This window comes from Aeromonas sp. sia0103 (genome assembly GCF_963895295.1).
Classification (GTDB): Bacteria; Pseudomonadota; Gammaproteobacteria; order Enterobacterales; family Aeromonadaceae; genus Aeromonas; species Aeromonas encheleia.
Genome location: NZ_CAWQKG010000060.1, coordinates 86,506 through 113,220 on the forward strand (window position 1 = coordinate 86,506; position 26,715 = coordinate 113,220).

The window sequence follows — 26,715 nt, forward strand, 5'->3', positions numbered from 1 at the left end:
GGCAGAGGTGGATATGATGACAACGCAGTGGTGGGACATAGCGCCCCTTGGCTGGGATAACATCCTGGCCTGTCTGGTGTGTGGCGGTCTGGTCGGGCTGGAGCGGCAGTTGCACGGCAAGCCGGTCGGCATTCGCACCTCCTCCCTCATCGTGGTCGGCACCTACTGCTTCCTCGCCATCGGCGCCGCCGTCAGCCCGCTGCCCGCGGATCAGGCGCGGGTGCTTGGCCAGCTCATCACCGGCATCGGCTTCCTCGGCGCCGGGGTCATGATGACCCGGGATGGTCAGGTGCTGGGGGTGACCTCGGCGGCCACCATCTGGATGCTGGCCGCCCTCGGCGCCCTCATCGGCATGGGAATGCTGCGCCAGGCGCTGCTGCTCACCGGTGTGACCCTGGGGATCCTGGTGGGGGTCCACTATCTGGAGACCAGCTTCAAGAGCCTGCGCCGCGGCGTGCACAACCGGCTCGAGCACTGGCGCAGCGGCACTGAGCACGGCGCCCAGGCCAGCACCCGTCAGGAGGAGCTGGGCAGCGGCATCGAGAAGTGACGATCCCCTGCGCCTGGCAACAAAAAGGGCTCCGCGATGGAGCCCTTTTTTGTGCTTGTCCCGTCACTACTGCAGTTGCAGGAAGCGGCCGCTCAAGGGGGGCAGCGCCACCGTCAGGCTGCTGCCACCGATGGGGAGGCGCTCGCCGCTCTGCAGATCCACCAGGGCGCTGCCGCCGCGCAGCCTGGCCACCGGCAGGCTGTAGCTCTGGGGGGTGCTGGAGACGTTGAGCAGGTAGACGATCTGCTCCGTCGCCGTCTGCTTGATGTCGCCGTAGACGCTGCCCTCGGCCACCAGCTTGACCCGCTCCCCCTGATAGAGGGCGGGATGCGCGGCGCGCAGGGCCAGCAGCTCGGCGAGCCACTGCTTGAGCTCGGCCTGCTCGCCGTCCGGCACGAAGCCGGTGACACCCGGCACCTTGCCGTCGCTGCGGGCCACGTGATCGTCGCACAACCCCTGGGCCGCACAGTCGCCGCTCACCTGCTTGGCAAAGCCCGGCACCTCGTCGCCAAACTCCTCGCCGTAGTAGAGGGTGATGGGGCCGGAGCGGGCCGCCAGGAAGCTGAAGGCCGCCTTGTGACGCAGCCAGTAGTCCGCCGGATCGAAGTTGCCGCGCTCCAGCAGATCACCGAAGCGCACCAGATCGTGGTTGCCCAGCATCAGGTTCGGCATGGCGTGATCCGGGTAGTTCTCCACCTTGTTCCAGCTGGCGTCGAGCACGCTGGCCCCCTGCCCGCCCTTGCCGGACTCCTCCACCGCCAGCGCCTGCATCAGGCCGTAGCGCAGCGGGAAGTCGAACGCCGAGGAGAGCGCCGGGTTGTCGCTCGGGCCATAGGCCTCGGCCCGGATCTCGTCCGCCCCATTCCACACCTCGCCCACCAGGTAACCGAGCGTGCCCCACTGCTGGCCGGCCGCCTTGCGCGCCGCACTGGCCTGCTCGACCTCGGCGCGAATGGCCCGCCACTCGTCCAGCCCGAGCTGGTAGGCCTGATCGAGGCGCCAGCCGTCGATGCCGTACTGCTCGACCCAGTGACGCGCCACCTCCTCGAAGTAGGCGAGGCTCTCGGGCTTGCCGTAGTCCACCAGCTGGCCCGGATAACCGACGCCGCCGCTCTTGAGGGCCGGCAGGCGCCCCTCGGGCGAGGGCTTGCTCACCCCCACCTTGTTGACGTGGCCGAAGACGCCGTCGAGGAAGACATAGAGGCCGCGCTGGTGCGCCGCCTCCACCAGCTGCTTGAGCTGGGCGTTGCTGCCAAAGTTTGGATCCACGTTGAAGAAGTCGCAGGCGAAGTAGCCGGTGGCATCCAGCCTGTCGTCGCCGCCCTGACCGGCGCAGGAGTCGAACACCGGGGTCAGCCAGATGGCGTTGACGTTGAGGCTCTTGATGTGATCCAGGCTGGCGATGATGCCCTGCAGATCGCCGTTGTGCCGGGAGGGACCGTAACCGACGCCGTAGTTGGCGGCGCCATCGCCGTCGACGAATGACTCCACCATCACCTGGTAGATCCTCAGGTTGCAGGCGGGCTGATCATCCCCATAGCAGGCGCGGCTGCTGGCCGCAGGAGGGGGATTGACGATCGGCGGCTGGGTCTCGGCGCCGGAGCCGCCCCCGCTGCCGCATGCCGACAATAACAAGGCGGCCCCGAGCAGACCGCCATAACGCAACTTTCCCTGTTTCATTGTCATCTTCCCGCTGTGGTGGCATGGACGCAGATGCGCCGCATCTGGGACCATGATAACGGTCGGAACGCATGGGGTATGTGACTGAAAACGTTATCTGGCTCAACGAGTTAGCATGTCAGCTCAGTGCAGGTTGCGCTCGTCGACGGGCTGGATCAGGTGATAGACCTCCTGGGCGGCCAGCACGCAACCCCCCGGCCACTCCAGCTGATGGCGGCGATTGATGAAGACCCGGGCGCAGTGGCGCGCCGAGGGGATACTGGCAAACAGCGGTTGCTCGCGCCAGGGAGTCAGGTCCAGCACCCCAGTGGTGCCGTCGGAGAGCACCACGAACAGGCACCACTCCCGCAGATACTCGACATCGAGAAAGACCGGCATGAATTCGGCTCCGATTGAGAGAGTTCGGCGCCATTATAGAAAAGCCCTTCTCCCCGCTTTGTAGCGGGGATCACACTAATCCCAGTCGTTTATGCTGTCTTTTGACCCGACCGGGATTGCTCATTAAAAAATTAATATTATCAATAGCTTGCTTTTCATCACCCCGCCGCAACCTTTCACCGCCCCCACTGTCATAACCCTGCAATATAAGAAAAAGTGCCCTCGGATGGGCATCAAGAAATTGGCTTTATCAGGAATAACAATGACAAAAATAAGACATTGGCTGGGTCCATTTTGGCCCATCGCCATTTTTTCGGCGATCGCGCTCATCGCCCTCTCCGCCAGCCGGATAGCCCTCGGACTCTGGCAACAGGAGCGGGTCGATGCCGTCGCCGGCTGGTCACAGCTGCTGCTGCAAGGGCTGCGAGTCGACTTTGCCACCCTCTGCTGGCTGTGGGGCGTCCCCGCCGTCTTCACCCTGCTGCTGGCCAGCCCCCATGCCCTGGGCCGCGCCTGGCTGCAGCTTATCCGGGTCTGGCTGACGCTGGGACTCTGGCTGATGCTGTTCCTGGAGATCTCCACCCCCTCCTTCGTCACCGAGTACGGGGTGCGCCCCAACCGCCTCTATATCGAATACCTCATCTACCCGAAGGAAGTACTCGCCATGCTGTGGGCGGGCCGCAAGGGTGAGCTGCTGCTGGCCCTGGTGTTCAGCCTGCTGACCCTGGGGGGAGGCTGGTGGCTGAGCGGACGCCTGATACGGCACCTTAGCTTCCCGCGCTGGTACCTGCGCCCGGCCTTCGCCCTGCTGATCCTGGCCATCGGCTTCCTCGGCGCCCGCTCCAGCCTGGGCCACCGGGCCCTCAATCCCGCCATGGTGGCCTTTGCCAGCGATCCCCTGATCAACGCCCTGACCGTCAACTCCTCCTACTCCCTGTTCTTCGCCATCAAGCAGATGGGCAACGAGGAGAGCGCCGGCGAATTCTATGGGGAGCTGCCCCGGGAGCGGATCCTGGAGCTGGTGCGCCGGGAGAGCGGTCGCCCCGACCAGGATTACAGCTCCGAGACCCTGCCCAGCCAGACCGCCAACGAGGCCAGCTATGCCGGCAAGCCGAAGAATCTGGTGATCCTACTGCAGGAGAGCCTCGGCGCCCAGTTCGTCGGCTCCCTCGGCGGCCTGCCGCTCACCCCCAACCTAGATGCGCTGTCACAACAGGGCTGGGCCTTCGAGCAGCTCTATGCCACCGGCACCCGTTCGGTGCGCGGTATCGAGGCCGTGCTCACCGGCTTCACGCCGACTCCAGCCCAGGCCGTGGTCAAGCTCGGCAAGAGCCAGACCAACTTCTTCACCATCGCGGATCTGCTCAAGCAACGGGGCTACAGCACCAGCTTCATCTACGGCGGCGAGAGCCACTTCGACAACATGCGCAGCTTCTTCCTCGGCAATGGCTTCACCACCATCATCGAGCAGAAGGACTTCGAGAATCCGGTATTCGAAGGCTCATGGGGCGCCTCGGACGAGGATCTGATGGCCAAGGCCGACGAGACGTTCCGGGCCCTGAGCAAGCAGGGCAAGCCCTTCTTCAGCCTGGTGTTCAGCTCGAGCAACCACGATCCGTTCGAGTTTCCCGACGATCGCATCGCGCTCTTTGAGCAACCCAAGCAGACCCGCAACAACGCCGCCAAGTACGCGGACCATGCCGTCGGCGAGTTCTTCAAGCAGGCCCGCCAATCGGACTACTGGCAAGACACCCTGTTCCTGGTCATCGCCGATCACGACAGCCGGGTCAGCGGCGCCGATCTGGTGCCCATTCCCCGCTTCCACATTCCCGGGGTCATCGTCGGCGAGGGGATAAAGCCTCGCCAGGACTCGCGGGTCGTGAGCCAGATAGACATGGCGCCGACCCTGCTCTCCCTGATGGGGATAAGCGCCGACTATCCCATGCTGGGCAAGGATCTGACCCGCATGCCGGACGACTGGCCGGGGCGAGCCATCATGCAGTACGACAAGAACTTCGCCCTGATGAGGGGCAAGGACGTGGTGATACTGCAGCCGGAGCGGCCGGCCGAGGGCTATCGGTATGATGCCGCCAGTCAGCGCCTGCAACCGGCGCCCCAGCCCGATGAGCTCAAGGAGGCGGCGCTGGGCCTGGTGCTCTGGGGCAACCTGGCCTATCAGCAGGGACTCTACCAGACGGCGCCGGACAGCCGCCTGGTGCTCAACTGAGGGTCAGCCACCGCCAGAAAAAAACCGCCAGCAGGCGGTTTTTTTCTTCCCTCTGTGCGCCGCGCGGGCGCTCAGGGATGGGTGAAGCAGGGCAGTGAGCGGCTGAATCTGTGCTCGAACACCAGCGAGGTCTCGAGGTGCACCACCTCCTCCCGCGAGGTGAAGTGATCGAACACGAAGTTGCGCAGGTGCTCGGTGTCCGCGACGCAGAGATGCACCAGGAAATCGTCCTTACCACCCATGTGAAACAGGCTGATCACCTCGGGCAACGCCAGTATGGCATCGCGGAACGCATCGATGATCTGACGGCTGTGGCGCGCCAGCTGCAGGGAGACCATGGCCTGAATGTGGCCACCCAGCGCCTGATAATCCACCTCGCAGTGGGCTCCCTTGAGCACCCCATCCTGCTGCAGCTTGCGCACCCGCTCCAGGCAGGTGGACGGCGCCACCCCGACCAGGGCCGCCAGGTCCTTGTTGGTCATGCCCGCATCGCGAAACAGATGGGCCAGGATGTCCAAATCCAGTTGATCCAGGTTTCTCATCTTTACTCCTTGCATCGCTCAATTTTTTTAGACTCTGCCCGTAAACCGGGCCGAACACAACGCAGATTGACATCGTGGCGCCGCCCCCTATGCTTTGCCGCACTTCGCCACGGCGCAAAAAACTCGTTTGACACCATGTCAGACTCGACAAGGAAATCCATGCATCCCTCCCACCCCTTCTGGAGCCTGGAGGTGCCACGCCTCGATGGCCAGCTCCTGCTGACCCCCTGCCCCGGCACCCAGCAGGTCCCCCCGGCGCAGGTCCTGGACCAGTTGCAACTGGCCGGGGCCCATGGGGTCATCAGCCTGATGACGGAGGCCGAGCTGGCCAGCGTCGGGCTGGAGCGGCTCGGCCCGCAGCTCGACGCCAGGGGCATGAGCTGGTTCCACCTGCCCATCGAGGACGACGAGGCCCCCGATGCCGCCTTCGAGCAAGCCTGGCAGCAGGCGCTGCCCCGGCTGATCGCCCTGCTGCGCGACGGCAAGCAGCTGGCCATCCACTGCAAGGGGGGCAGCGGGCGCACCGGGCTGGTGGCCGCCGCCCTGCTGATGACGCTGGGTCAGTCGCAGCAGGAGGCCATGGCCGCCATCCGGGCCAAGCGGCCCCGCGCCTTCACCCTGGCCTGCCATCGCCACTGGCTCGACGCCCTGGCGCACCGGCTGGCCGGCTGAGCCTGGGCCCTAGGAGTTGGGCTGCTGGTAGGTGAACACCTTGCCGATGTCTTCCACCCAACTGCTAGTGAGCTGTCCCGATGGCACCTATGCCTTGGGTTGCTCGTAGGTGAACACCTTGCCGATGTCTTCCAACCGGTAGCTGGTGAGCTGGTAGACGTAGTAGTTGAGCCAGTTGGAAAACAGCAGGTGGCCGTGACTGCGCCAGCTGGCGCGCGGAGTCTGACCGGGATCGTTGTCCGGGTAGTAGTTGACCGGGATGACGGGGGTGAGCCCGGCCGCCAGATCCCGCTGATACTCGCCATCCAGGGTCAGGGCATCGTATTCGGGGTGGCCGGTGACGAACACCTGGCGGCAATCCTTGGTCGCCGCCAGATAGACCCCCGCCTCCTCTGACTCCGCGAAGATCTGCAGATCGGTGTGGGCGCGGATGAGATCCCCGTCGAAGGCGGCATAGCGGGAGTGCGGCGCGACGAACTCGTCATCGAAACCGCGCAGCAGCGGCTCGTGCTCGTCGAGGCGGTGGTGGCGATAGACCCCGGACAGCTTCTCGCCGTGGGTCTGCTTCTCCATGCCGTACAGCGCCTTGAGCGCCGCCTGCACCGCCCAGCACAGGAACAGGGTCGAGGTCACGTGCTGGTGAGACCACTCGATGATCTCGACGATGCGCGGCCAGTAGACCACCTCCTCGAACTCCACCAGCCCGAGCGGCGCCCCCGTGATGATCATGCCGTCGTAGTTGTTGCCACGCACCTGCTCGAAGTCGTGATAGAAGTTCTCGAGGTGCGCCTGGGGCGTGTTCTTCGACTCCCGATCGTCGATGCGCAGCAGATCCACATCCACCTGCAACGGCGAGTTGGAGAGCATCCGCATCAGCTGGATCTCGGTCTCTATCTTCTTGGGCATCAGGTTGAGGATGAGCACCCGCAGCGGACGGATGTTCTGGGTGACGGCCCGGGATTCCGTCATCACGAAGATGTTCTCCTGCCCCAGCACTTCGGCGGCGGGCAACTGGTCCGGGATCTTGATCGGCATGCTTACTCCCTGTACTGCATCGGTAAATATGTCTGGACATCTAGAAGCCTATAATAAAGCGCCCAGCCTGTCATCAGTTACCTGTGCATTCGTCCTCCCTCGACGGCACTGACAACAAGGGCGCCTGTTGGCGCCCTTGTATCACTTGTTCTTGGCCTTGTTGTGGCCCTTGCCGGGGTTATTGTCCCCGTGCACGCTGCTGTTTTCCTTGTTCTTGCCCTTGCCGTCACAGCCCTCGCTGCTCACCTTGACGTCGCCGACCGCGATGCTCGAGCAGTCATCACTGTGCTTCTCTTTCCACTCGTCGGCTTCATCGCCGTCCACATTGATGCGCACGTCGTTGGAGTTGATCTGCAAGCCGGCCCAGGCGGGGGAGCCCACCAGCAGGGCCAGCAACAAGGCTGCGTGTTTCATGGTCATGACCTTTTTTTGAACAATTGAACAATTGGTGAGCATTTTACCCCACCTCTGTCATGGAACGTGACTGTTGCCACAGGAAAACATGCCCACGCTTAAGCCAGGGTTCACCCTTGTTACTGGCTGGTTAACAAAGAGGTGTCTGATCCTCATTCCGCTCCCGTCACGACGCCTGGATATCGCCAGCGGCAGGGGGATCTGGGTACAATTGCACTCTATCCAGCCTGCCCCATGGCGCCTTCCAGCCAGCCTGTTCAACCCGAGGAAACCAGCATGCGTATCGAGATCATCAGCACGGGAGACGAGATAGTCACGGGCCTGGTGGTGGACACCAATGCCGCCTGGCTCAGCGCCCTGTTGCTGGAGCAGGGCTGGCAGGTGCGCCGCCGTGCCACAGTGGGGGACAACCTCGCGGATCTGAAAGCCGTGCTGCAGGAGAGCGCCGGGCGCGCCGAGGTGGTGCTGGTGTGCGGCGGCCTGGGCCCCACCGCGGACGATCTCACCGCCCAGGCGGCGGCCGAGGCCTTTGGCCAGCCGCTGACCCTGTTCCCCGACTGGCTCGCCACCATCACCGCGCGCTACGCCAGCCGGGGCCGTCCCATGCCGGCGAGCAACGCCAAGCAGGCCTGGCTGCCCCGGGAGTGCGAGATCCTCGACAACCCGGTCGGCACCGCCTGCGGCTTCCTGGTCCATCACCCGGCCGGGCACGGCCAGAGCAGGATCTTCTTCACCCCGGGCGTGCCGTTCGAGTTCAAGCAGATGGTGCGCGAGCAGATCCTGCCGCGGTTGAAGGTACTGGCCGGGGCGCAGGCCGACACCGAGCTGCGCCGCTTCTACAGCTTCGGCATCTCGGAATCGGCGCTCAGCGACAAGCTGGACGCCACCCCCTGGCCGAGCGGCATCGAGCTCGGCTATCGCTCCTCTATGCCGCTCATCGAGCTGAAACTCATCGGTCATGGCGCCTCGGCGGCGGACATGGCGGCCGCCGAGGCGCGCCTGCTCGGCGAGACTCGGCCCTGGCTGGTGGGGCGCGGCGACGAGGAGCCGGCCAGCCAGATCCTGGCCCTGCTGGGGGACAGGCCGCTGACCCTGTTCGAGGGGGAGAGCCGGGGTGCCCTGCTCGCCCTCTGCCATGAGCATTCACAGCTTGAGGCCCATTTCAGCGGCGAGCTCGCCGGCGAACTCGGCCAGTTGACGGGGGTCGAGCGGGGGCTGAGCCTGACCATAGGCATGGCGGGCGCGGATGGCGTGCCGCTGCTGCTGTGCGCCGACGGGCAGCAGATCGGCCAGACGCTGCGGCTCAGCCACCCGGATCCACTGAGCGGCCGCCGGATCCTCGCCTTCGCCGCCCTCGACATGCTGCGCCGCCACCTGCTGGGGGTGCCGGTGATCGCCGACTACCTCACCCTGCCGAGAACGGCGCAGCGGGCCGACTAAGGCGGATATTTTGGGTACCGGCTTGCGTCAGGGCCCCAGGCCGGCTCCCCTGATACACGAGGCAGATGAGCCCCAAGCCACGCTAGAAGGCGTTGAGCGCCATGCCGCCCTGGGTCCAGAACCCGGCGAGCGCCAGGGTCAGGACGCAGAAGGCCGTCTCCACCCCGCCCCCACACCTGAGCGACAGGTAGGGCAGCCTAAAGCGCTGGCGCATCGGCCAGAACAGCGGGATGCCGGCCGGGGTGAGCCAGTCCCCGAGCAGGTGGCTCAGATAGCCGATGATCAGCGCATCCTTCACCCCCACCGGCAGCAGGCCGGGCGCCTGAAACTGCGCCAGCCCCCAGACAGCCATGCCGACCGCCAGCAGGCTGTGGGTAAAGCCGCGATGGCCGAACAGGCGGGAGAGCGGCCCCGAGATCCAGGGCAGGCGCCGGCCGAGCAGTGAGTTGGGATGATCCAGATCGGGCAGCAGGGCGCTGGCCAGCGCCGCGGGCACTATCTGCCAGAGGCTGGCCTCGGCCAGGGCCGGGGTGAGCGGTAACTTGTGGGCAAGCAGGGCGCAGGTAACGGAAAACAGCAGATGGCCTTGGGCGGTCATGATGGCTCTATGGGGCAAGGGGATAAAGGACGGTGCTAAGCCCAACGGCGTTGGGCGGCAGATTAGAGTCCCTCGGGGCGCAATGAGCAAGGTGAATCGCGCCTCTGCCCCGATATTTTCAGCCATTTATCCCGAAATCGATGCCATAGCCGGCACCGGCCAACATGAATGACTCATACAGCACCCAATCAAGCCACCCCATAGCCCAGAGCCGGGATCGCCGGAATAAGGGTCAATCCAGGCTCTTCTTGAAGCGGCGGGCGGCCAGGGTCAGCATCAGCAGGGTGAAGCCGAGCAGCCAGAACACATCCGGCAGCAGATCGGACAGCTCGCCCCCCCGCAACACCACCCCCCGGATCAACCGCATGAAGTGGGTGGCGGGCAGCAGCTCGGCGAGCCACTGGGCCGGCACCGGCATCCCCTCGTAGGGGAACATGAAGCCCGACAGCAGGATGGAGGGCAACAGGATGAACACCGTCATCTGCATCGCCTGCAACTGGGTCTGGGCCAGGGTGGAGATGAGCAGCCCCAGGGTCAGGCTGGCGGCGATAAACAGCAGGGTCGCCAGCAGCACCTGGCTCAGGGCGCCGTTGATGGGCACCGCGAAGATGAAGTGACCCAGGCCGAGGATGATGACCACCTGGATCAGGCCCACCCCTATGTAGGGCAGGATCTTGCCGATCATCAGCTCCATCGAACTGACCGGGGTGGTGATGAGCAGCTCCAGGTTGCCACGCTCCCGCTCCCGCACTATGGCCGCCGAGGTGAACATGATCATGGTCATGGTCAGGATCACCCCGAGCAGGCCGGGCACTATGTTGACCGCCGAGCGGCGGGACGGGTTGAAGTAGAGCACCGTCTCGAAGGTGGGCGGCAGGGGCACCAGATCCGGCTTGAGATCGGAGAGCGGCATGGTGCGCAGGCCGAGCAGGGCCCCCGCGATCATGGTGTCAGAGCCGTCCACCAGCCACTGGCCCGCGCTCTCGCCGGCGCTGAGCCGGCGGCTCAAGTCGGGAGGCAGCACCAGCACGGCCCGCACCTCGCCCCGGGTCAGCGCCGCTTCGGCCTCCTGCAGCCCCACGTAGCGCTGCTTGATGCTCACCACCTGGCTGGCCTTCACCGCCTCCACCAACAGCCGACCCGGCACGCTCTGGCTCATGTCCACCAGCCCGGCCGGGATGTGGCGCACGTCCGTGTTGATGGCGTAGCCAAACAGCAGCAGCTGGAGCAGCGGTATCATCACCACCATGCCGAACGTCAGCCGGTCCCGCGCCAGCTGCCTCAGCTCCTTTTGGGTAATTGCCCATAACCGCCTCAGACCGTCCATCGGCTTGCCCTCAGGGTTCGACGGGGCAGGATCATCACCGCCAGGGTGCCAAAGGTCAGCCGGTCTCGTGCCAGCTGACGCAGCTCCTTCTGGGTAATGGCCCATAACCGCCTCAGACCGTCCATCGGCTTGCCCTCAGGGTTAGACGGGACAGGATCATCACCGCCAGGGTGCCAAAGGTCAGCCGGTCCCGCGCCAGCTGCCTCAGCTCCTGCTGGGTAATTGCCCAGAGCCGTCGCAGGCCGTTCATGTCCTTGGCTCCTGACCGGTGCAGCTGACGAACACATCCTCGAGGCTAGGCCTGACCAGCGCCATGGCGGCGCCAGCCAGGGCCGGACAGGCCTGCTGCAGCCAGGGCACGGGATCCGCCAGCTGCTTGTCCACCAGCACCCGCAGCCGCTGGCCGAGCTGGGCGGCGGAGCGCACCGGCTGCAGTTGCAACAGCTGCTGCTTGAGCAGCCGCAGATCCGGGGCCAGCACCTCCACCACCTGGGTATTCATCCCCTCCATCAGCGCCTGGGGCGAGCCCTGGGCCCGCACCTTGCCCGCTTCCATGATGGCCAGCGCGTGGCAGCGCTCCGCCTCGTCCATGTAGTGGGTGGTGACCAGGATGGTGGTGCCCGCCTCGCTGAGATCGAACAGCTTCTCCCAGAAGTCGCGCCGATTCTGCGGGTCCACCGCCGAGGTGGGCTCATCGAGCAGCAGCAGATCCGGGCGGTGGATCACCGCCGCCGCCAGCGCCAGCCGCTGCTTCTGGCCGCCGCTCATGGCCCCGGCCCGACGCCTGGCCAGCTCGCTCAGCTCGTAGGTCGCCAGCAGCTCGTGCAGCCGGATGTTGAGAGGCGCGCCGCCCATGCCGTGGATCCGGCCCATGAACTCCAGGTTCTCCCAGCCGGTCAGCTCGTCGTAGAGGGAGAACTTCTGGGTCATATAGCCGATGCGCCGGCGCAGCGCCTCCGCCTGTTTCGGGATGGCGAGGCCCAGCACCTCGATGTCGCCGGCGGAGGGGGTGAGCAGGCCGGTCAGCATCCGCAAGGTGGTGGACTTGCCGCAGCCGTTAGGGCCGAGAAAGCCCTGGATCTGCCCCCTCGGCACCCTGAGATCCAGCCCGTCCACGGCGAGAAAGTCGCCGAAGCGGCGGCTCACGCCCTCAGCCCGGATCGCCAGTTCACTCATGGGAAGACCCTCGCCGGCATGGGCGCAGCCGGTCGAGCGACGACTCACTTTTATCCCCAGCCCGGATCGCCAGTTCACTCATGAGAAGACTCCGCTGACGTCGGCACTCGATCGAGCGACGGCTCACTCATGGGAGGGCTCTGCCTGCACCGGCAGGCCGCTGGGCAAGTCCTGTGCCCCGGGCAGGTCTATCTCCGCCAGATAGACCAGCCGGGCCCTGTCCTGCTCGTTGAGGGCGTAGTAGGGGGTGAAGGCGGGCTCCTTGGAGATCCAGCGCAGCCGGCCGGTGAGGGGCGCAGGCACGCCGTCCACCCGCACCGCGATGGACTCGCCAATCCGGTAGCGGGCCAGCGCGGGCTCGGGCACATAGACCCGGGCGTAGGGCGCCTGATCCGCCTGCAAGGCGGCCAGCACGGCGCCCACCGGGACCCGCTCTCCCAGGTTGTAGGGCAGGCTGTCGAGGCGACCGCTGCGGGTCGCTATGATGGTGAGATCCGCCAACTCCCGCTCGGCCAGCACCACATCCGCCCGGGCCGCCGCCAGCTTGGCGGTGGCCTCGTCGATGTCCTCGGTCCGCACGCCCCGGGTCAACTTGTCGAACTGTTGGCGGGCGCCATCCTGCTCGGCCAGGGCGCCGTCGCGCTGGGCGCGGGCCTTGTCCAGCTCGGAGGGACTCAACAACTTCTGCGCCACCATACGATCGATGCGCCTGAAGTTGCGCTCGCTCTCGATGACCGCCGCCTGCGCCTTGTCGAGGCTGGCGTGGGCCGCGGCTATGTCCTCCGGCCGCTCGCCATTGGTCATGCGGGCCAGCGCCGCTGTGGCGCTGGCCTCCTCGGCCCTGGCCCGGGCCAGCACCGCCTGCTGGCGGCTGTCATCGAGCCGCACCAGCAATGTCCCCTCGGCCACCGGGCTGCCCTCGGCCACCGGCAGGGCGCGGACTATCTCGTTGGCGGTGGCGGTCAGCAGCACCCGGTCCCGCTCCAGGGTGCCGAGGGCCGTGCCCTGGGTCGTGGGCTGGCAGGCGCTGAGCAGGCCAAGCAGGGTGGCCGACAGCAGGCAATGACGTCGCATCTGGGCTCCTTTCGCAAGCCATTTTCCCATCCCGAGGTGGTGGCACAGGGGAATGAGGCGCAATTGATACACTCGTCGCCAGCATACCCCTTGTCACCCTGGATTTCCTCCACCCAGCTCACCCATTTGCATTCAGCTCGTTGACCCGGAAAGAGAAATGCCCGAATACTGCGATTCTGAGCCGCCAAGACGGTCGCGGCTTGCGACAAGGATCCCGCCCTGGCCACCAGGGGAACCAGCCGGATCGGGACCAGGGAGAGCTGCCCCAGTGTTGAACAAAGAGTGGTTACTGTTATCGGCCGACATGACGCTGGTCTGCCTGCGCATCGCCCCCGGCCTCGCCCACCCCATCACCGAGGCCCAGGTCCTGTCCCTGCTGCTGGCGTCCAACTGTCGGCGCTATCAGCCGCTGAGCGAGGGGATCCGGCAGGCCATCGGCCTGCTCAACGCCCTGCTGGCCAACCCGGACGCCCGCCCCCATCCCCCCGTGCCTATAGCCCAGCGCCACGACGCCTGCGTGCTGGTGGTGATCGAGAAAGACGCCATGAGCGCCACCGCCCAGCTCACCGCGGACTGGGGCGGCAAATGGCTGACCCAGGCCCAGTTGCAGGACGCCGTGGTGGCGAGCGGCATCAAGCAGGGGCTGAGTGACAGCCTGCTCGCCGCCGCCATCCTGGCCAGCAAGGAGGCCGCGCCCGGCGCCCAGCTCAGGCATGTCATCGCCCTCGGCCGGCCGGTCGAGCACGGCCTGGATACCCGGCTGGAACGCCTGGTCGAGACGCCGGCCGAGCGGATCCTCAGGCCCCAGGAGCTGGATCATGGCAGGGTCGACATGCGCGATCTGGGCGCCCTGATCACCGTCAAGGCGGGCGCCCCGCTGATGCGGCGCCATCCCGCCACCCGGGGCATCGACGGCTTCACCGTGACCGGCCAGGCGCTGCCGGCCAGAGCGGGCAAGGAGAGCCAGATGACTGTGGGGGAAGGCAGCTGCGTCTCGGCGGCGGATCCCGACCTGCTGCTGGCGAGCCGCAACGGCCTGCCCTGCCATGAGAAGAGCGGCATGCGGGTCGACGAGGTGCTGAGCGTCAAACAGGTGGATGCCCGCCACGGTCACGTCATCTTCGAGGGATCGCTGCTGGTCACCGGCGACGTCATGCCCGGCATGCGGGTCCAGGCCAGCGGCGACGTGGTGATCGGCGGCTTCGTCGAAAATGGCACCGTGGTGTCGGGTGGCAGCATCACGGTGCGCAACGGCATCATAGGCCGCAAGCAGGAGGACAACGACGAATACCCGTGCCAGCTCAGCGCCGGCGGCGAGATCCACGCCAGCTATGCGCAGTACGCCAGGCTGGAGGCCGATGGCGACATCCATATCCAGAGCCAGCTCAGCCACTGCTACTGCCGCAGTGGCCAGGATCTCAGGGTCGGCGACAGCGCCATGCGCAAGGGCCACCTGATCGGCGGGATCAGCATCGCCAACCGGCTGGTCATGGCCCCGGTGATCGGAGCCTCGGCGGCGAACCGGACCCGGCTGCAGATCCTCGGCGGCTACTTCAGCCACAAGGAGCAGGAGCAGACCCTGCGCCAGCGCAAGCAGGCCTGTGGGGAGCAATTGCTCAAGCTGCAGGATCTCATCCTCAAGCTGCTGCAGTTGCCGAGGGAGAAGCGCAATCCCGAGACGGTGCAGAAGATCAAGACGCTGCGCATCCGCCAGCTCGACGAGGCCAAGTCGCTGAACGAGCAGTTGGTGGCGACCCAGGCACAGCTGCAACTGCTGATGGCCGGCATGAACATAGTCGCGACCCAGCGCCTGTTTCCCGGGGTCGAGGTGGAGATGGCCCACCATCACAACAGGGTCGACATAGAGCACGGCCCCATCAGCTTCGTCATCCGCGACGAGCAGCTGCAACTGACCCCCTATCAGGGCCACAAGTGAGGGGCACCCCACCACCGGCCCGATCCATGGGACGCATGGCGTGATCCCGGCGGTGAATTTCGCTACACTCGGCCTCCCCTTGGCCCCATCGGGTGGGCCGGCCAGACTCAGGTAGTGAGAAGATGTACAAGCTGATCGCATTGGATATGGATGGCACCCTGTTGAACCCTCAGGGTCAGATCACCCCGCGCACCCACGCCGCCATCGCGGCGGCCCGCGCCAGGGGCGTCACTGTGGTGCTGACCTCGGGACGGCCGCTGGAAGGCATGAGCGCCTATCTGATCGAGCTCGGCCTCACCGGCCCGGATGACTATGTCATCTGCTACAACGGCGCCCTGGTGCAACAGGTCGCGGATCACCGCATCCTGCGCAGCCAGCTGCTGACCGGCGCCGATGCCCGCGCCATCGCCCACCTGGCCGATGAGCTGGGGGTGAACATCCACGGCTTCTCCGTCCGTCAGGGGCTTATCAGCCCCAGAGTCAGCACCTATACCGAGCACGAGTCCCGCCTGGTCGACATGCCGATCAACCTGGTGGACTTCGCCACCCTGCCCCTGGACGAGCAGATCATGAAGGTGATGATGATCGACGAGGAGCCCCTGCTCTCCCGCGCCATCAGCCAGCTGCCCGCCGAGCTCTACCAGCGCTACACAGTGGTGCGCAGCTCCCCCTACTTCCTCGAGTTCATGAACAAGCAGAGCAACAAGGGCACCGGCGTCGCCGCCCTGGCCGAGCACCTTGGCCTCAGCGCCGCCCAGGTGATCGCGGTCGGCGATGCGGGCAATGACCGCCACATGATCGAATACGCCGGACTCGGGGTCGCCATGGGCAACGCCACCGAGGAGATCAAGGGGCTGGCGCAGCACACCACGGCCCGCAACGATGATGAGGGCGTGGCCAAGGTGATCGAGCAGTTCATCCTGAACGCCTGATCCCTAAGGGGCATCCCTGGATGCCCCTTCGCTTTTCCCCTCCCGCCGAATGTTTAATATATCCACCATGCCTTGCCCACACGCCCCCGCCCATTGCCGCTCAGGCCCCTGATACAGGGACTCAAGACGGCTTAGTCATTATCATGATTAACATTTTTGCATCATTTCGTTTGACATATTGAACGGCCTTGGCAGACTGGGATCAGGATCCAGGCTGTCACTGCCCAGGCTGACCGACGATTCTGGCACCGCGGCACGACCCGGATCCCATGACCATGCCTTGAGGCATGCCCTTGCTGCTCAGCCGCGGCAAGGGCCTTCCCAAGGCGCAGGATGAGACACCAGACAAGGATAGCCAAGGTGACCTATGCCCAACCCCAGTTCCCATACCAAACCCGTCGTGTTGATGACCATGGGGGCCCAGCCCCGTAACGGCCACCCTTACCAGGTGATGACCCACAAATACATCACCCCCCTGGTGGAGATCAGCGGCTGTATTCCCCTGCTGGTGCCGACCTGCTGCGGCACCGACGATCTGGAGCAGTACCTCAATCTGGCCGATGGCGTCTACCTGAGCGGCGCCGGCTCCAACATAGATCCCGCCCTCTACGGCCAGGAGAACCTGACCCCGGAGAAGCCCCAGGACAGGGACAGAGATCTGTTCGACATTCCCCTGGTGCGCGCCGCCATCGATCGCGGGCTGCCGCTGCTCGGCATCTGCCGCGGCATGCAGGAGATCAACGTAGCGCTCGGCGGGGACATTCATCAGAAGGTCTATTGCGAGCCGGGGTATGACGATCATCGGGAAGACGCGGACGATCCGGTGGAGGATCAGTATGGTCACAGCCACCAGGTGAGCCTGGTGGCCGGCAGCTGGTTTGCCGAGCTGATGGGGGAGGAGGAAATTCCGGTCAACTCATTGCACGGCCAGGGGATCAAGACGCTGGCCAAGGGACTGGCCCCGCTGGCCTATGCCGAGGATGGGCTGATCGAGGCCCTTCACGCCCCCGAGCTGCCCCAGTTCACCCTGGCGGTGCAATGGCATCCGGAGTGGAAGGCGACCGAAAACCCCCACTCCATCAAGCTGTTCGAGGCCTTCGGTGCCGCCTGTCGCCGGCACAGGATGCTGGCCGGCTAGTCGCCGAAACCCTTGCCCTTCAGCCTGGGCAGCGCCCCGCGATCGGGGCGCAGGGTACGGCAGAGATCCAGCCCCTTGAGGCCGCGCTGGACGTGATCCGGGGCCTGACCGAGCACCATGCCGTTGCTGCGGTACAGATTGGCGTCGTCCAGCTCGAACAGCTCACCGCCGATCAGCAGTTGTTGCCGCGCATCGACCCGCTTGCCCCGCTTCAGGGGCAGCGTCATGTCGCTCAGCACCTCGCCGCTGGCGCAGCCTTCCCGCCAGCGGGCCTCGTCGGAGAAGGGGGAGATGGCGATCTCGCGCCAGGATCCATCCCTGAACTCCATCCGGTACTTGTCCGTCAGCAGATCGCAGCCCGCCAGCGGCAAGAGCATCGCCAACCAGAAGATGTTCTTCAAACGCAATCCTTGTACTCCCTGGTCGACCCGCACCAGACCGCCATCCATCACCGCCTCTTCGTCTCGGCTGCCCGACAGACGCTGAAGCCTCTTCTGCCACGCCGTCACAGCAGCAATTCTGCCAGCTCGCCGAGGGCGCAGAGCTCCACATCCGGCAGTAGTTGTAGCTGCCGCCAGGGCTGCTGGCGATCGTTGAGCCAGGCGGCCTTGAAGCCGTGCAGCAGTGCCCCCAGCACGTCCGTCTCTGGGTGATCCCCTACGTGCAGGATCCGGTCGGCCGGCAGGCCGAGCGCGGCCTGCGCCTGGGCGAACATGTCAGGCGCCGGCTTCATCCTGGCGCCCACCCCGGCCTTGCAGACCAGGGTGAAATAGTCGCTCAGCCCGGCCTGGGCCAGATCCAGGTTGCCGTTGGTGATCACCACCAGCGGGTAGCGGCCGGCGAGGCGTGCCAGCAGGGTGTGGGTGGCGGCGCTCACCTCTATCTTCGAGCGCTCGACGAGGAAGCCGGCAAACACCCGCTCGGCCTCATGACTGGCCATCCCGGCCGCCATGCCCCCCTGCACCAAGGCCTCACGGATACAGTGCCGGCGCGCCAGGCTGACATCCTGACGCAGCTCGGGGTGGGCCAGCAGCAGGCTGCGCTTGAGCGCCAGCCAGCGCGGCTTGTCCAGCATGGCGGTGGCCAGGTATTCGCTGCGCAGATGGGCCAGCATCCACTGCTCGGCCCGCAGTATGGCGGGGCCGTTGTCATAGAGGGTGTCGTCGAGATCGAACGAGATGGCGGCCACCGGCTGCCAGCGGCGATAAAACTGCATGTGCTCTCCTCTGCTTGATGGCCGGGCCAGCCCGTTATTCACAGTCCCGGGGAGTCAGGATCCCGCTTGGCCCTGGCGGCTTGGACATTGTCATAGACGGCCGTCCGTGGCGACGGGAGTCACTCATCCCCCGGGGTGGCGGGATCCCGTTTGGCCCTGGCGGCTTGGACATTGTCATAGACAGCCGTCCGTGGCGACAGGCGTCACTCATCCTCCGGGGTGGCGGGATCCCGTTTGGCCCTGGCGGCTTGGACATTGTCATAGACGGCCGTCCGTGGCGACAGGCGTCACTCATCCTCCGGGGTGGCGGGATCCCGTTTGGCCCTAGGGTGGGCATTGTCATACACCTTGGCCAGATGCTGGAAGTCGAGGTGGGTGTAGATCTGGGTAGTGGAGAGATCGGCGTGGCCCAGCAGCTCCTGCACCGCCCGCAGATCGCCGGACGACTCCAGCATATGGGTGGCGAAGCTGTGGCGCAGCTTGTGAGGATGGACGTGGGCGTTGAGCGCCTGCTTGTTGCCCCAGCCATCGATCCGCTCCTGCACCGAGCGGGCCGACAGCCGCTGTTTGCGCTTGGAGACGAACAAGGCCTCGGCCTCGTCCCCCGCCAGCAATGGCCGCACCCTGAGCCACTTGTGCAGCCACTCCACCGCCATCCGTCCCATGGGCAGCACCCGCTCCCGCGAGCCCTTGCCGGTCACCTTGAGCTGGCGCTCGTCGAGCTTGATGTCCGCCAGGTTGAGCCCCACCAGCTCGGCGAGGCGCAGGCCGGAGGAGTACATCAGCTCCATGATGGCGCGATCCCGCACCGCCAGCGGATCCTGCTCGTCGGTGATGTTGAGCAGCTGGTACATCTCGTCCACATCCAGGTTCTTGGGCAGCGGCCGCCCCTGCTTGGGGGTCACTATGCCCCTTGCCGGGTTGGCCACCAGCCGCCCCTGGCGCACCTGCCAGTCGCAGAAGCTGCGCAGGGCCGAGACCTTGGTGGCGAGGGAGCGGGGGGCGAGGCCAGCCTTGTGCATCCGGGTCACCAGGCTGCGCACCTGGCTCGCCTCGAGCCGGGCCCAGTCGTCGAGACCGAGGCGCACCAGCTCGGCGGTCATGGCCTGCAGGTGCGCCTCGTAGTTGCTGCGGGTGTGGGGGCTGAGCTGGCGCTCGACCCTCAGGTATTCGATAAAGGCAGTGAGTTCCCCCACCAATACGGGAGGCAGCGGCTCGGTGGCGGGTTGCGGCGTCTTAGCCACGAACCAGCTCGGGCAGACGCAGTTGCAGCAAGCGGCCCAGCTGACCCAGCAACAGGGTGTCGTTGTGGGGGGCGAAGTGGCTGGGATCCGAGCTGGCGAAGGCCAGCACGCCGAGATCGCCGAGCCGCATCAGGGCCACCGAGTTGACCAGCACGTCGCTGCCAAACAGCGCCTGTTTCTCGCTCTGGTTGAGCCGGCCGAAGTAGTAATCCGATCCGGGCAGGCGCTGACCCAGCAGTTGCTCGAGCTGCTTGCCCTGTGCCAGGAAGCGCTGCTCCGGGCCGCTCAGCTGGAACTTCTTCGGGTTGAGCCAGAGCCGCAGCTCGGTCAGCCGCAGCCGCTGCACGAAGGCCTTGCCCATGGCCACGCTCATCTCGAACAGGGTCTGGCAGCCGTAGAGCTCGCCATAGAGATCCGCATAGACCCGGAAGATCCGCTCATTCTCGCTGGCGACCCCCATCAGTTCGGTGATCTCCTGCTCCAGCTGATCGATGCGCTCGCGCTGTCGATCCAGCTGGCGCTCCACCAGGGAGACGGTGCCCTTGCGCTCATGGGGAATGCGGATCCGGTCCAGCATGGCCGCGTGGCGCTGGAAAAACTCGGGATAACGGGCCAGGTACTCCAGCACGCTGGCTTCGTCCACCAGTGTCTCCTGCCGTTTGAGTTCGCTCATAAATTGGTTGGTCCATCATAGAAAAAGGGCACAGGGCCCTGACATTACCGCTTGGCAGGGCGGGGTTGCCCCCGCTCGATGCCTATAACTCTATCTGGCCATCGAACACGTGCTCGGCCGGCCCGGTCATATAGACCGGCTGGCCCGGCCCCTTCCAGGCGATGGTCAGCTTGCCGCCCGGCAGGCTGACGGTAACCCGCTCCCTGAGCTTGCCCTGGCTGATGCCGATCACCACGGCCGCGCAGGCGCCGGTGCCGCAGGCCAGGGTCTCCCCCACCCCGCGCTCGAACACCCGCAGGCGGATTTCGGTGGCGTTGACCATCTCCATGAAGCCGACGTTGACCCGCTCGGGGAAACGCTCGTGCCGCTCCATGATGGCGCCCAGGGTCTGCACGGGCGCGTCGTCCACCGAGGGCACCTCGATGACGCAGTGCGGGTTGCCCATGGAGACGACCCCGCACATCACCGTATGCTCCTGCGCCCGCAGCAGATAGGTCTTCTCCGCCTTCTGGGCACGGAATGGCACCTTGCCCGGCTCAAACTGGGGCACCCCCATGTTGACCGTGACCTGGTTCTCCCCCTCCAACTGCAGGGTGATGCGGCCACGGGCCGTGCTGACCGCGATGCGATCCCGGTTGATCAGCCCCTTCAGCCGCACGAAGCGGGCGAAACAGCGCGCCCCGTTGCCACACTGCTCCACCTCGCTGCCATCGGCATTGAAGATGCGGTAGTGAAAGTCGAGCTCAGGATCATAGGGCGGCTCCACCAGCAGCAGCTGGTCGAAGCCGATGCCGAAGTGGCGATCCGCCAGCTTCTTGATGACGTCATTGCTGAAGAACACCTTCTGGGTGACACCGTCCACCACCATGAAGTCGTTGCCCAGGCCATGCATCTTGGAAAAATCTATCAACATCCTGCGTTCCTGTACCGTTAATCACGCTCTCACATGGAGGAACGCTTGGAATCCCGACCGGCAAACATCATCACCGTCTCGCGTGCCTGTACCTTGCTCAGGGCAGCAGGTGCTCGCCCTGCCAGAGCGATTCCAGCGGCTCGCGCTCCCGGATGAGAAACGCCTTGTCACCGTCCACCAGCACCTCGGCCGCACGGGGACGGGTGTTGTAGTTGGAGGACATGGTGAAGCCATAGGCACCGGCGGAGCGGACCGCCAGCAGGGAGCCCTCGCCTATGGCCAGGGTGCGCTCCTTGCCGAGGAAGTCGCCGGTTTCGCACACGGGTCCCACCACATCGTAGACCGCCTTCTCATGGGTCGTGCGGCTATCCACCTCAATGATGTTCATCCAGGCGCCATAGAGGGAGGGGCGCAGCAGATCGTTCATGCCGGCGTCGATCAGCGCGAAGTTGCGGGTCTCCCCCGGCTTGAGGTATTCGACCCGGGTCAGCAGCACGCCGGCGTTGGCGACGATTGCACGGCCCGGTTCGAACAGCAGGGTCAGCTCCCGGCCCGCCAGCTTCTGCTTGAGCGCCTGCGCATATTCGGTGGGATGGGGTGGCTGCTCGGCGCCGTAGTTGACCCCGAGGCCACCGCCCACGTCCAGGTGATGGATCTGGATGCCTTCGGCGGCCAGCTCATCGATCAGCCGCAGCAGCTTGTCCGCCGCCTCCATGAAGGGAGTCAGTTCGGTGAGCTGGGAGCCGATGTGGCAATCCACCCCCTTGATCTCGATGTGGGCCATGGCTGCCGCCTTGCGGTAGATGGCCGGGGCCTGCTCGATGGGGATGCCAAACTTGTTCTGCTTGAGCCCGGTGGAGATGTAGGGATGGGTGCCGGCATCGATATCCGGATTGACCCGCACCGAGACCCGCGCGGTCTTGCCCATGCTGCCGGCCACCCGGTTCAGGCGCTCCAGCTCGGCTTCCGACTCCAGGTTGAAGCAGAGGATCTCTTTTTCCAGCGCCAGCCGCATCTCGGCCTCGCTCTTGGCCACGCCGGAGAAGACCACCTTGGCGGGATCGCCCCCCGCCGCCAGCACCCTGGACAGCTCACCGCCGGAGACGATGTCAAAACCGGAGCCCAGGCGGGCCAACAGGTTGAGCAGCGCCAGGTTGGAGTTGGCCTTGACCGCGTAGCAGATCAGGTGGGGAATGTCGCCAGCCGCCTGATCGAACGCGTGCCAGTGACGCTCCAGGGTGGCGCGGGAGTAGACATAGAGCGGGGTGCCATGTTGCTCGGCGAGCCGCTGCAGCGGCAGCTGTTCGGCCTGAAGCTGGCCGTCGGCGTCGTAGTTAAAGTGATCCAAGGGGCGGTTCCTTCCTAGATTATTGCGACGCGGCCTCGGGGGCAGCTTCTGCGGTCGCCGGCGAGGCGGCTTGCGGTGTACTCTCTGTCTTGGGCTGTGCCGGTGTCTTGGGTTGCTCGGTAGACACGGGTTGCTCGGCTGGCGGCATATAGAGTGGCCCCGTCAGGCCGCAGGCGGCCAACCCGAGCGACAAGGACGCGGCAAACAGGCACTTGGTAAACTGGCTAATCATAATGGTTCGCTGCGAAAAAATTTTTGGCCCTCTATAATCGCACTCACATTGTTAAAAGCAACAGGATAAACCGATGAAGGATCACGAGTATCACGCCCTGACCGACGCCTTTTTCCAGTATGTGGAAGACGTTATCGACGAGGGTTATCCGGATATCGACTGCGAACGCGCCGGCGGGGTCTTGACCCTGAGCTTCGAGAACAAGACCAAGGTCATCATCAACAAGCAGGAGCCCCTGCACCAGATTTGGGTCGCCACCCGCGAGAACGGATTCCACTTCGAGCTGCACGGCGACAACTGGATCGACAACCGCTTCGGCGATGAGCTGAAAGCCCTGCTGACCCGGGCCTGCACCACCCAGGCGGGCGAGCCCGTACAGTTCCCATGATGGACCCGCATCCCATGATCGATCTGCATCCGCAGGGTGCCCGGCACGCGGTGATCTGGCTGCACGGGCTGGGGGATTCGGGGGCCGGGCTCGCGCCCCTGGTCGATGCCCTTGACCTGCCCGCCACCCTGCCGGTCCGCCATCTTCTGCCCGATGCGCCGGAGCGGCCCATCACCATCAACATGGGCTACAAGATGCGCGGCTGGTACGACATCAAGAGCTTCGACAACCCGGCGGATCGCGCCGTGGAGTCCCATGTGCGCGAATCGGCCACCCGCATCCAGGGGTTGCTGAACGACCTGATCGCCGAGGGCTTCGCCCCCGAGCGCATCATCCTGGCCGGCTTCTCCCAGGGGGGGGTCATCGCCTCCTTCACCGCCCTGCGCTCCCCGACGCCACTGGCGGGCCTGCTCTGCATGTCCACCTATCTGGCGGCGCCCGATGTCCTGCTCGGCGAGCTGAGCGAGGCCGCCCGTGCCCTGCCCATCTGCTACATGCACGGCATCTATGACGACGTGGTGGCGCTCTCCATGGGCTGGGACGCGAAAAATCGGCTGGAAGCGGCAGGGCTCAGCCTCGAGTGGCACGAGTACCCCATGCGCCACGAGATCTGCCGCCCTCAGCTCGGCGACATTCGCAGCTGGCTGCTGGCCCGCCTCGACGCCTGAAACCGCTCGACCACGAATAAGACAACGGCCTGCATCTGCAGGCCGTTTGCGTCTCGGCGGAGTGGATTGGGCGAGTGGGTACTCAGCCCACCTCGCGGGCCGGGCCCGGATTGTCCCGCTGCGGGCTCTGGCTGCGGTAGGGGATCACCTCCAGCGCGTCTCCCATCAGCACGATCTCATAGTACTGGGGCAGGTTGAAGTTGCTGAACTGGCCCGCATTGCTGAAGCGCTCGTGGCCAGAGGTATAGAAGCGGTTCACCCCCTGTACCAGCTCATCCTTGTTGCCGGCGAAGTGCTGGTAGATCTCCACCCGGTTCGCCTCGTCCAGGATATAGATGTTGGTGCCCGCGTCTCTGGTGTCGAAGAAGAACTGCACCAACCCCTCGCTGGCATAGGCATCGACGATGCCGGGCAGGTGCTGGCTGTGAGTCTTGTCGAGCCGCAGCGGCAGGTGATCCAGCTTGTTGTGGGAGATGTGGCGGTAGAAGTCGATGGCGTTTTCCAGCTTCTTGACCGAGACCCCGCGCCGTTCGAAGAAGATGCCGTACTTCTCTTTGCCGAGCGCCAGGGTCTTGACCAGTTGCTGCTTGTCGCGGGCGAGGCGCAGCTCGATGCACTCGGCCAGCAGCAGCTGGAAGCGGGAGCGCACCAGGGAGCGGAAGTGCTGGCTGTAGCAGAACACCTCGATCATCTCGGGGGCGGCGGCATCCTGGTGCATCTTGCCGAGTATGGTGGTGAGGGCGTCCACCACCGCCTCCTCCCCCTGGAAGTGCAAGGTACGGATCTCGCTCCAGGAGTTGCGATAGACCAGATCCACCGAGCCCACCAGGCACTCCTGATTGCGGCCGAACGAGAACACATCGGCGGCGTTGGCGTCGAACTCGATCACCTGCCCCACCCAGTGGCTGGTGGGATCCGTCTCCAGGTTGAGGAAGATGGAGAGCTGATGGATCTCGCAGGGGCGGCTCAGGGCCAGGTTGGTGGCGCGCGGATACTTGACCGGGAAGGTGCCGGACAGATCGCGACAGAACTGGTGCAGGTTGTCGATGTGCAGATCCGAGCCCTGATTGAACAGGTGCACCCGGGACTCGGGCGTCAGCAGGCCGTTGAAGTAGGCCCAGGCCATCAGCTTGCTGATGTAGCCGTTATATTCGAGCGGCGCCCGACCTATGATGTCCGCCGGCTCGAGGGAGTGCTTGTAGAGATACCAGCCGGCGCGGTTGAGGCGGCCGTGGGGCACCTGCACCAGGCTGAGATCCGGCTCGCTCAGATCCGGCGCTATCTTGAGGTTGATGCGCTGCACCTTGCCCGGCAGGCTCTCGAACGCGGCATAGAGCTTGCGCGACAGTATGCCGATGTCCTCCGGGTTGATGGACTCGCTGATGTTGTTGCGGCGGGCGAACTGGATCAGGTTGCGATAGCTCTGCATCAGGGCTTCCAGCAACTCGGCGTAGGCCACCTTGACGTCCTCGACCTTCCACTCCTGGCGGTGATCCAGATGGTGCAGCCGCTCCGGGCTCCAGCCCCAGTAGGCCACCAGCTGGGCCATCTGCTCGCGGCGCCAGCTCGGGGAGTGCTCCTCCTTCGGGTGACTGAGACCGTCACACACCTTGAGATAGAAGCAGCGGCGCACCAGGTCCAGACGCTGCATGTCGCCGATGGACTTGAGGTAGTTGGTCACCTTGTCCAGCATCAGGCAGTAGTTGTCGAGCCGGTAGTGCATGCCCTCGTTGTGCTGGAACCAGTCACGACTGGTCACCGACAGCAAACGGGTATCGGGATACTCGTGGGAGTAAGCCTCCATCAGCACCGACTTGAGCACCGCCTTGTAGGGGGAGTCGATGCCCTTGTAGAGCTGCCACAGGGCAGAGCCGAAGTACTCCTCGGCCGGAATGCGATCGAAACCACCGAGATCGAGCCAGTCATCCTGGCTCAGCTTGCCGTGGGCAAACAGGCCATTCACATACTCGTCGTAGTGATCGTCATACTCGGCGGGCACCAGATACCAGAGCAGGCGCTTGCCGGCGATGTGCATGGCGCTGCGGTAGAACTCGTCGAGCAGCAGCAGGTGCTGGGCGCTGCCACAGCTTTCACCCTGCATCTGGGCATCGTTGCGCTGACGGAACTTGTCTTCCGGGATCAGGAAGAAGTTGAGATCGACCCCGCGCTGCTCGGCCCACTTGGAGAGTTGCTGGCACTTGAGATCCAGCAGGGCGAGCCGCTCCTGCGACAGCCCCGCCACGTGGCAGACCCAGATGTCGAGATCCGAGTGGCAGCACTGGCCGATGGACGAGGTGCTGCCCATGGAATAGAGGCCCTGGATCGACTTGTCGTGAGTGCTGAGGCCGCCCTGACAGTTGGCGTTCTGGCACAGATCCTGGATGAAGGCCTGCTGGGCCTCGTTGGCGACAAAACTCCAGATACCATGAGGCACATCCCCCGCCACATAGCCGGGCAAGAGAGGATGATTGAAGTGCAGCATGACCGGCAGCAATTGGAAGACCTGCTGCCCATAGCGACTCATGAGATCCAACGCCCGTTGCGTCTTGAGACGATTGAGTTCGTCGTAGCGCACCACCAGCGTGTCGAGTTTTACCAGCAATGCCCTACCTATGATGGGGGAGACAAATGACGCACCAAAACGGGGAGACGTCAAAAAAGTGTGATCATGTTAACAATGCAAACTGCCGTGGTAAACAAGCCCGCACGGAATCACCGGATTATTTCTGGCGGGCTCCATAACGGTATCAATGGAAAGCAATAAAAATTAATTATTTCATGCAGTTAACATATCATCCTGACTTAATGAAAATCATTTTCAGCCACCTTTTTTGAGCCTGGCCCCGCTTTTGCCGGCTGCGCCATGAAAGCCCCTGCAAAGGGTGGTAAGATCGTTTTCCTTCTAAAGATGAAA

27 protein-coding genes are annotated in these 26,715 nt (G+C 64.9%); 9 read left to right on the top strand and 18 right to left on the bottom strand.

From position 1 onward, the window contains the following. The first annotated feature begins 13 nt into the window (after window positions 1-13). Window positions 14-550, top strand: a complete 537-nt coding sequence (locus tag AACW18_RS18035) for an MgtC/SapB family protein (RefSeq protein WP_218389451.1) — start codon at window positions 14-16, stop codon at window positions 548-550. Between the two features lie 66 nt (window positions 551-616). On the opposite strand, the gene AACW18_RS18040 is transcribed toward AACW18_RS18035, so the two are convergent. Then, a complete protein-coding gene (locus tag AACW18_RS18040; protein WP_218389452.1) occupies window positions 617-2,230 on the bottom strand; it encodes an alpha-amylase family glycosyl hydrolase in 1,614 nt (537 codons plus the stop codon). Window positions 2,231-2,353: 123 nt separating this feature from the next. After that, a complete protein-coding gene (locus tag AACW18_RS18045; RefSeq protein ID WP_042651951.1) occupies window positions 2,354-2,608 on the bottom strand; it encodes a DUF2442 domain-containing protein in 255 nt (84 codons plus the stop codon). 262 nt (window positions 2,609-2,870) lie between these two features. Here AACW18_RS18045 and AACW18_RS18050 point away from each other — a divergent pair, with 262 nt between their 5' ends. Next, window positions 2,871-4,835 (top strand): LTA synthase family protein, encoded by a 1,965-nt coding sequence (locus AACW18_RS18050; protein WP_218389453.1) that lies wholly within the window; start codon window positions 2,871-2,873, stop codon window positions 4,833-4,835. Between the two features lie 71 nt (window positions 4,836-4,906). Here AACW18_RS18050 and AACW18_RS18055 read toward each other — a convergent pair whose 3' ends face one another. Next, window positions 4,907-5,377 carry an Lrp/AsnC family transcriptional regulator gene (locus AACW18_RS18055; protein ID WP_025325515.1) on the bottom strand — a complete coding sequence of 157 codons (471 nt, stop codon included), beginning with the start codon at window positions 5,375-5,377 and terminating at the stop codon, window positions 4,907-4,909. 159 nt (window positions 5,378-5,536) lie between these two features. On the opposite strand from AACW18_RS18055, the gene AACW18_RS18060 reads away from it, so the two are divergent. Next, window positions 5,537-6,049 (top strand): phosphatase domain-containing putative toxin, encoded by a 513-nt coding sequence (locus AACW18_RS18060; RefSeq protein WP_042651949.1) that lies wholly within the window; start codon window positions 5,537-5,539, stop codon window positions 6,047-6,049. An 87-nt stretch (window positions 6,050-6,136) separates the two neighbouring features. Here the strand turns inward: AACW18_RS18060 and metA are convergent, their stop codons facing one another. Together metA and AACW18_RS18070 are read right to left on the bottom strand one after the other, a co-directional pair. Then, window positions 6,137-7,084, bottom strand: a complete 948-nt coding sequence (gene metA / locus AACW18_RS18065; RefSeq protein ID WP_218389454.1) for a homoserine O-acetyltransferase MetA — start codon at window positions 7,082-7,084, stop codon at window positions 6,137-6,139. A 141-nt stretch (window positions 7,085-7,225) separates the two neighbouring features. Next, entirely contained in the window at window positions 7,226-7,498 is a 273-nt protein-coding gene (locus AACW18_RS18070; RefSeq protein WP_218291047.1) for a hypothetical protein, read from the bottom strand. A 276-nt stretch (window positions 7,499-7,774) separates the two neighbouring features. On the opposite strand from AACW18_RS18070, the gene AACW18_RS18075 reads away from it, so the two are divergent. Next, on the top strand, window positions 7,775-8,938 hold the full coding sequence (locus AACW18_RS18075) for a competence/damage-inducible protein A (protein WP_218389455.1): 1,164 nt from the start codon (window positions 7,775-7,777) through the stop codon (window positions 8,936-8,938). Between the two features lie 82 nt (window positions 8,939-9,020). Here AACW18_RS18075 and AACW18_RS18080 read toward each other — a convergent pair whose 3' ends face one another. The 5 genes from AACW18_RS18080 to AACW18_RS18100 form a co-directional block, all read right to left on the bottom strand. Continuing rightward, window positions 9,021-9,536, bottom strand: coding sequence for a metal-dependent hydrolase (locus AACW18_RS18080; protein WP_042651946.1), 516 nt, complete (start codon window positions 9,534-9,536; stop codon window positions 9,021-9,023). 232 nt (window positions 9,537-9,768) lie between these two features. Beyond that, the gene (locus AACW18_RS18085; RefSeq protein ID WP_218291045.1) at window positions 9,769-10,863 is read right to left on the bottom strand and encodes an ABC transporter permease; all 1,095 of its coding nucleotides are present in this window, start codon (window positions 10,861-10,863) and stop codon (window positions 9,769-9,771) included. Between the two features lie 112 nt (window positions 10,864-10,975). Next, the gene (locus AACW18_RS18090) at window positions 10,976-11,113 is read right to left on the bottom strand and encodes a hypothetical protein (protein WP_042651944.1); all 138 of its coding nucleotides are present in this window, start codon (window positions 11,111-11,113) and stop codon (window positions 10,976-10,978) included. Further along, entirely contained in the window at window positions 11,110-12,039 is a 930-nt protein-coding gene (locus AACW18_RS18095; RefSeq protein WP_042651943.1) for an ABC transporter ATP-binding protein, read from the bottom strand. The genes AACW18_RS18090 and AACW18_RS18095 overlap by 4 nt, the downstream gene beginning before the upstream one ends. A gap of 123 nt (window positions 12,040-12,162) precedes the next feature. Next, window positions 12,163-13,113 (bottom strand): HlyD family secretion protein, encoded by a 951-nt coding sequence (locus AACW18_RS18100; RefSeq protein WP_218389456.1) that lies wholly within the window; start codon window positions 13,111-13,113, stop codon window positions 12,163-12,165. A gap of 268 nt (window positions 13,114-13,381) precedes the next feature. On the opposite strand from AACW18_RS18100, the gene AACW18_RS18105 reads away from it, so the two are divergent. From AACW18_RS18105 to AACW18_RS18115, 3 genes are all read left to right on the top strand, one after another. After that, complete coding sequence (locus tag AACW18_RS18105; protein WP_339381585.1) at window positions 13,382-15,049, top strand: DUF342 domain-containing protein; 1,668 nt, start codon at window positions 13,382-13,384, stop codon at window positions 15,047-15,049. A gap of 122 nt (window positions 15,050-15,171) precedes the next feature. Further along, complete coding sequence (gene yidA, locus AACW18_RS18110) at window positions 15,172-15,981, top strand: sugar-phosphatase (RefSeq protein WP_218389457.1); 810 nt, start codon at window positions 15,172-15,174, stop codon at window positions 15,979-15,981. Between the two features lie 367 nt (window positions 15,982-16,348). Further along, window positions 16,349-17,119 carry a gamma-glutamyl-gamma-aminobutyrate hydrolase family protein gene (locus AACW18_RS18115; RefSeq protein ID WP_218389458.1) on the top strand — a complete coding sequence of 257 codons (771 nt, stop codon included), beginning with the start codon at window positions 16,349-16,351 and terminating at the stop codon, window positions 17,117-17,119. On the opposite strand, the gene AACW18_RS18120 is transcribed toward AACW18_RS18115, so the two are convergent. From AACW18_RS18120 to lptM, 7 genes are all read right to left on the bottom strand, one after another. Next, a complete protein-coding gene (locus AACW18_RS18120) occupies window positions 17,116-17,496 on the bottom strand; it encodes a hypothetical protein (protein WP_218389524.1) in 381 nt (126 codons plus the stop codon). The genes AACW18_RS18115 and AACW18_RS18120 overlap by 4 nt on opposite strands. A gap of 128 nt (window positions 17,497-17,624) precedes the next feature. Continuing rightward, window positions 17,625-18,335 (bottom strand): HAD-IA family hydrolase, encoded by a 711-nt coding sequence (locus AACW18_RS18125; protein WP_218389459.1) that lies wholly within the window; start codon window positions 18,333-18,335, stop codon window positions 17,625-17,627. Window positions 18,336-18,622: 287 nt separating this feature from the next. Then, window positions 18,623-19,579, bottom strand: coding sequence for a tyrosine recombinase XerC (gene xerC / locus AACW18_RS18130; RefSeq protein WP_339381586.1), 957 nt, complete (start codon window positions 19,577-19,579; stop codon window positions 18,623-18,625). Continuing rightward, entirely contained in the window at window positions 19,572-20,252 is a 681-nt protein-coding gene (locus AACW18_RS18135; protein ID WP_042651936.1) for a DUF484 family protein, read from the bottom strand. Before AACW18_RS18135 ends, xerC begins: the two co-directional genes overlap by 8 nt. An 82-nt stretch (window positions 20,253-20,334) precedes the next feature. Continuing rightward, on the bottom strand, window positions 20,335-21,165 hold the full coding sequence (dapF, locus tag AACW18_RS18140) for a diaminopimelate epimerase (protein ID WP_042651935.1): 831 nt from the start codon (window positions 21,163-21,165) through the stop codon (window positions 20,335-20,337). Window positions 21,166-21,262: 97 nt separating this feature from the next. After that, window positions 21,263-22,513, bottom strand: coding sequence for a diaminopimelate decarboxylase (lysA, locus tag AACW18_RS18145; protein ID WP_218328703.1), 1,251 nt, complete (start codon window positions 22,511-22,513; stop codon window positions 21,263-21,265). Between the two features lie 19 nt (window positions 22,514-22,532). Next, window positions 22,533-22,745: an LPS translocon maturation chaperone LptM gene (gene lptM, locus AACW18_RS18150; RefSeq protein ID WP_218389460.1), complete on the bottom strand. Its 213-nt coding sequence runs from the start codon at window positions 22,743-22,745 to the stop codon at window positions 22,533-22,535. Between the two features lie 73 nt (window positions 22,746-22,818). On the opposite strand from lptM, the gene cyaY reads away from it, so the two are divergent. Next, on the top strand, window positions 22,819-23,133 hold the full coding sequence (cyaY, locus tag AACW18_RS18155) for an iron donor protein CyaY (RefSeq protein WP_042651932.1): 315 nt from the start codon (window positions 22,819-22,821) through the stop codon (window positions 23,131-23,133). A 14-nt stretch (window positions 23,134-23,147) separates the two neighbouring features. After that, on the top strand, window positions 23,148-23,801 hold the full coding sequence (locus AACW18_RS18160) for an alpha/beta hydrolase (RefSeq protein WP_218291036.1): 654 nt from the start codon (window positions 23,148-23,150) through the stop codon (window positions 23,799-23,801). Window positions 23,802-23,883: 82 nt separating this feature from the next. Here AACW18_RS18160 and AACW18_RS18165 read toward each other — a convergent pair whose 3' ends face one another. Further along, the gene (locus AACW18_RS18165; protein WP_042651930.1) at window positions 23,884-26,403 is read right to left on the bottom strand and encodes a class I adenylate cyclase; all 2,520 of its coding nucleotides are present in this window, start codon (window positions 26,401-26,403) and stop codon (window positions 23,884-23,886) included. Window positions 26,404-26,715: the final 312 nt, after the last annotated feature.